The organism is uncultured Thiodictyon sp., from assembly GCF_903828115.1.
Lineage (GTDB): Bacteria > Pseudomonadota > Gammaproteobacteria > Chromatiales > Chromatiaceae > Thiodictyon.
The window spans coordinates 1-5,691 of sequence record NZ_CAIKKU010000323.1; the positions used below are offsets into that span (position 1 = coordinate 1).

1 protein-coding gene is annotated in these 5,691 nt (G+C 73.2%); it reads right to left on the reverse strand.

Translation table 11 applies throughout. The features are described 5' to 3' along the window. Positions 1-558: 558 nt before the first annotated feature. Positions 559-5,529: an AAA family ATPase gene (locus QZY48_RS11690; protein WP_295431029.1), complete on the reverse strand. Its 4,971-nt coding sequence runs from the start codon at positions 5,527-5,529 to the stop codon at positions 559-561. Positions 5,530-5,691 lie beyond the last annotated feature (162 nt).

Sequence of the window (5,691 nt, forward strand, 5' to 3'; positions counted from 1 at the left end):
TGATCATGCACCATGATCGCCTGCTGTGCGTGTCCGAAGCCTGGGTCTGGCTCACTGAGGCGCGGATCCTTCTACGACGCATGACGACAACGACTTAATTTTGTCTATACCCTCTGAGACCTCTTAAAGAATCTCACGCAGAGACGCAGAGAAGAATCGCGTCAGTCGGGTTACCGTGAAAACCGCTCCCACCGGGGGCTTTCCTGTTTCGGGGGTGACGGACAACCCCGCATGGCCGTTAGCCGGATCAGGGCCGCGAAAACGCGATATCGACCGGTCTAACGGCCATGGAAGGAACGTCAGCCACCCCGGTCGATGAAAGGCTCGCCTGGAAGCGGCTGGCAGCCGCGCTGCGGGGCCGCGGTAACCTGCGACGTTATACGGGCGCTTGCGAGGCCCGTCGCGGCTGAAGCCGCTCCCACAGCGTCGCCGCGCGACTTTCACGGTAAAGCCTCGACCTCCTGTCTCCTTGCGGCCGGAACGGCGAACAAGGCCCCGATTGCGTCGGATGGTCTTGGCTCCGGGGCCAAACGCGCGGGCGGGACGCCCACGCTCCTTTCAATTGCCCCCGCCCGGCCCCCCGAGCCCATTATCCCGCCGAAAGCGCACCGCCTCCCGGATCAGGGCGAGGCGCGCCCGCTCGGCGCCCCAGTCGGCGGTGAGTGCCGGGTCCGGGGTCGGGTCCTCGGCCCAGACGCGCCACAGGACCACGGCGTCCTGACGGTAGGCGGCGGCGATGCTGTTGCCGTCGGGGCTGAAGCGGGCGATGCGGGCGCCGCCCAGGTCGGCCTCCATCACCAGATAGGACTCCTGGGTCGGCGGCCCGGCGGCCCCCACGGCGACCGGTTTGGGGCGACGCCACAGGCGCACGGCGCCGTCGCGCGAGGCGGTGAGCAGCCAGTGACCGTCCGGGCTGAATTCGGCGTAGGAAAGCCGGTCGTTATGGCCCTTCAGGTCCGCGAGCAGGGTGCCGCCGGTGTCCCAGACCTGGGCGCGGCCGTCCAGGGAGGCGGTTACGAGGGCCGCCCCGTCCGGGGCGAAGCGGACGCTGTAGAGGGTCTGGGTGCCCCCCTTCAGGGGCAGGGGCTCGCCGCAGCGCCCGCCGGCCAGTGCGATCAGGGCGACCCGCCCGTCCTCGCCGACGCTGGCCAGGGTGCCGCCGCCCGGCGCAAAGGCGAGATCCGTGATGGGCCCCTGGTGGGGCTGGAGCCGGCACTGCAGGTCCCAGGTGCCGTCGGGCGTCTGGCGCAGCAGGCGCAGCCACCCCTGGTCGCTGCCGACGGCGGCCAGTTGGGTGCCGTCGGCAGCGGCGGCCACGGCGGCCGCCTGGACCTTGCCGGTCTCCTGCGCCAGACCCGCGGGGAGCGGCAGTTCCAGGCAGGCGGCCGGGTCCCACAGGCGCACCGAGTGGGCGGGCTCGTTGGAGGTGGTGAGGAGCCAGCGCCCGTCGGGTGCGAACAGGACCCGGTAGAACTCGCTGGCCGGCGTCGGCGTCGGCGTCGGCGCCGGGGCCGCGCCTGGCGCCCGGCCCCGGGTGCGCGCCGGGGTCGGCACGGGCGCGGGCGGCGCGGGCGGTTCCAGGGTGCAGCCGCCGCCGGTGACCAGGTCCCAGACCCGGGCGCTGCCGTCGTAGGCGGCGCTGGCGAGTTGCCGCCCGGAGGGCGAGAAGGCGACGCGGCGCACCCGGGCGCGGTGCCCGACGAGCCGCCAGATCTCCCCCGGTGCCGCCCAGGGTGCGGCGGGGTCGTAGCGCCAGACCTGGACCAGGCCGTCGAATGACCCGCTGGCGATCAGGAAGGCCCCGGGGTCGGCGTCCAGTTCCTTGGGCGGTCGCGCCAGGTCCAGGTGGGAGACGTGGTCGTCGTGGGGGAGTCGAAAGGCGAGGGTGCTCGCGTACCCCACCGACCAGACCCGGGCCGAGCCGTCCTGTTCCGAATAGCTCAGGACGCGCCGCCCGTCCAGGCTGAAGCGCGCGGCGGAGATCGGGGCCTCGTGGGTGTAGACGGCGAACTGGCGCCCGCTGCGCAGCCCCCACAGGCGCGCCGTCTGATCGGCCGAGGCGGTCAGCACCAGGGGCTCACCGGTCTGGGGGTCGACCCCCGGGGAGACGCGGATGCGCTCCACGGCGAGGCGGTGCTGACCCAGGATCTCGGCGTCCCCGCGGCTGAGATCCCAGCGCACCACCTGCCCCTCGTCGTCCCCGGCCAGCAGGTAGCGGTCGGCCGGCGCGAAGGCCAGGTCACGCACGGCGGACTGGTGGATGCGGACCTGGCGTCCGTCGTGGACCACCTCGCCGAGCACCATCAGTTCGCCGCCGTCCGCGCCGAAGACCCGCACCTTCTCGTCGGACGTGGCGATGGCGAGTTGCTGCCCGCGGTTGTCGAAGATGGCGCGGGTGAGCGGGCGGTTCAGGGGGCCGGTCGGGTGCAGGGTCAGCCGCTCGGCCCCGGTCCTGGTGTCGAGGACCCGGGCCGTCCCGTCGCGCGAGGCGGTGACCAGCCGCAGCCCGTCGGGGGCGAAGGCGACCCCGCGGATCTCCTTCTGGTGCAGGGGTAGGTTCCACAGGGGCGGCCCCGGCTGCTGGAGGTCGAGCATGCACAGGCCGAAGCCGTCGGCCGCGGTGCCCTGGCCGAGCGCGAGGTAGCGATGCCTGGGGTCCAGGGCGATGATCCCCCCGGGCCGCACGCCGCAGGACCAATCCGGCGCCGCCCCGTCCGCGGCCGGGAGCCGCCAGACCCCGGACTCGCCGAGCCCCAGGATCAGTGACGGTTCGCCTTCGTTGTCGGCAAGGCGCACCGCGTGGATGGGGAGCGCGGGGCTGGCGAGTGGCCGGTCGAAGGCGAAGCGGTTGTCGGTGAGGTGCCACAGGCCGGCCCCCTCCCGGGCGCTGAGGGTCGCCAGGTGGTTGCCGTCGTCGCTGATGCCGGGTGAGAGCGGGCGCTCGGGGGTGGACCCGCCGGCCTGCACCATGGCGATCAGCCGATTGGCGCTGAAGGCGCGGCTCAAGGTGTCGGTGGCGGCCTGGGGCAGGTCGCGGCCGGCGTTGAGCGCCAGGCGCACGGCCACCGGGGTGTTGCCCTGGTTGATCGCCAGGTTGGCGGCATTGATCTCACTGCGGTGCAGGTTCAGCGTGGCGGCGCGCGAGGCGTCGGCGGCCCAGAAGGCGGCCGCGCTGGCGACGAGCAGCAGCACCACGAGGGTCAATCCGAGGAGGCGCGCCCAGCGGTTGCGTTGTCGCTGGGCGCGGAGCCGGTCGCGGGAGCGCTCCAGGAACTCCAGTTCCACCGGCTCCAGTTCGCCGGGGAAGGCGTCGGCGAAGCGCCGGGCGGCGGCGTAGCCGACCTCGCCCAGCAGGTATTCCCGATTGCAGTCGGTGCGCTTCCACAACCGCGCCTGGCGGGTGATCTGGAAGCGCAGCTGCAGGTCGCGCCGGTTGCCCGGGTCGGCCAGCCAGTCGCGCACCGGCGCCCAGGTGTCGATCAGCGTCTGGTGGATCAGGCTCGCCGTGGGCCGATAGTCGCGCCACTGGGCGACGGCCTGCGGCCCCTCGGACCCGGGGTCGGCGGGTGGGGGCTGGGTCGCGTCGCCCCGGGCCAGGGCCGCGGTCGCGCGCCGCGGGAACAGCCGCGCCCGCCATTCTTCGCGGGTCTCGCGCGCCAGGCGCGCGACGGCCGCAAACAGATGGTCATCGGTCCTGGCGCACGGCATGTGTTCGGCGGGGTCGGCGACCCCGGCCGCCACCACCAGGCGCGCCGCGATCAGGACCGCGAGCAGGCGGGCGCAGTCCGGGTCCCGCTCCAGGGCGCGCAGGTCCCCGGCGCGGGGTACGGGGCGCGAGGCGGGGCCGCCCTCCAGGGCGATCAGCGCCCGGCATAGCATGGGCAGGGCGGCGCGGGTCGCATCATTGAGCCCTTCCCAGAGTGCCTGGGCGCGCGTGCGGGTGGTGCCGCTGATCCCGCCCAGGGCGCGATAGTCGCCGATGCGCAGGCGCAGCCTGGCGGCGGCGTTGTCGCCGGCGTCCGGGGCGGCGCGTCCCCCCGGCTCGCCGTCAGCCCCGTCGTCGTCCGCCAGCGGCGCCCGTGCCCGCGCATAGAGGTCGGCGAGGACCGGCTCCAGGAGCGCCGGCCAGTGGGTCAGGTCGCTCGCCTCCGCCTCCAGCAGGTCCACCAGGCCGCGCCCGGCCGTCCCCTCGTATTCGATCCCGGCGATGCGTGCCGGGATCTCGAGCACCTGGCGGATGCGGGCGGCGGGCGGGGGCTCCAAGGGGTACCAACTGTGCTCGTCCAGCAGGGCGGCCAGGGCCGGGATCTGGGGGAGTCGGCGCAGGTGGTCGCTGCGCAGCGTGGCGACGATCCAGACCCCGTCCTGGGCGGCCAGGGCGGCCAGGGCCCGGGCGAAGGTCTGGGTGGGGGCGCGCTCCTGCACCCCCGCGCTGAAGAGCCCGTCCAGGGGGTCCAGGATCAGGGCCAGTTGCTGGCGCCCGTCGGTGCTGCCGACCGGCTGTCCGGCCTCGCCGACCAGTCGGGCCAGGGCCGCCTGCACCTGCGCCGCCGCCACCGCGGGCTCGGTCTCCAGCAGGCGCGCAAGCCCGGCCTGGTCCAGGCCGAACCCGTCCAGGGCCGTCCCCAGCAGGGCCGGTGCCAGCAGCGCCCGGGCCAGCTCCGCGACCGGGTCCGGACCCTGGCAGTCGAGCCGGCACCAGCGGCAGCCGGCGACCCCGGCGAACAGGTAGGGCCGCACCAGCCGCGGCAGGAGCCCGGCGTGCACCAGTGACGACTTACCAACCCCGGAGGGTCCCGTGAGCAGCACCAGCCCGTGCCCACCCCCGCGGTTGGCATCCAGGCGCGCCACCAGTTCCCGGGTCTCGGTCTCGCGTCCGACGAAGACCGGCTCATCGGCCAGCCGATAGGGGTCTTGGGCACGAAAGGGGCTGTCGCGCCACTCGCCGGCCCCGGGGCGGCGGCCCAGTTCCACGCTGATGCGCCGGTTGAGCAGCTTGCGCACCTGCCCCTCGACCAGTTCGCGCAGCACACGGTCGCTGTCGAACTGCCGGAAGGCGCGGCGGAAGCTCCCGTCCGCGTTGAAGAAGTGGGTGCGGAAGAAGGCCTCCAGCCGTTCCCGGTCGGCGACCGCCTCGTGGGTGGCCGGGGCATCGGTGATATCGATCAGACGCGGCGTGGTCTTCTTGTAGACCAGGACTTCCGGCTGGCCGCTGCGGGCGAAGGCCTCCACCGCATCGACGAACTCCCACTCGGTCCCCGTCATCCCGCCGTAGGGGTCGTCCGCCAGCGGCGTGCCCAGGCGCGTCCACAGCATCACCAGCACCAGTTCACACTCAGCGGGCCGCAGCAGCCCCGCCTGGAAGCTCTGGGCCGCGGTCAGGGCCTCCTCCTCCCACAGCACCGGCTGGAGCTTGAAATAGGGCAGATACTCCTGCGCGAGCGCCTCGACGATGTCTTTGATCAGGGCCCGCTCGTGGTCCAGGTCCGCGGGGGAGGAGACGAAGATTCTGACCTGGGGCTGCGCCATCGCGTGCACTCGGTGGGGGCAAGAAGGGGATTCTCGGGGTTCCTCCTACTATAACGCTTGGGAGGCATCGCTTCAGACCGACCGGCGACGGGTACGCTGTCCTGGTCGTTGTCGTTGTCGTTGTCGTTGTCGTGATCGGATTGTTCGATTACGACAACGACA

What these genes read in the sequence shown, in the direction of transcription:
- QZY48_RS11690 (WP_295431029.1), bottom strand. Translation starts at nt 5,529, where the DNA reads ATGGCGCAGCCCCAGGTCAGAATCTTCGTCTCCTCCCCCGCGGACCTG.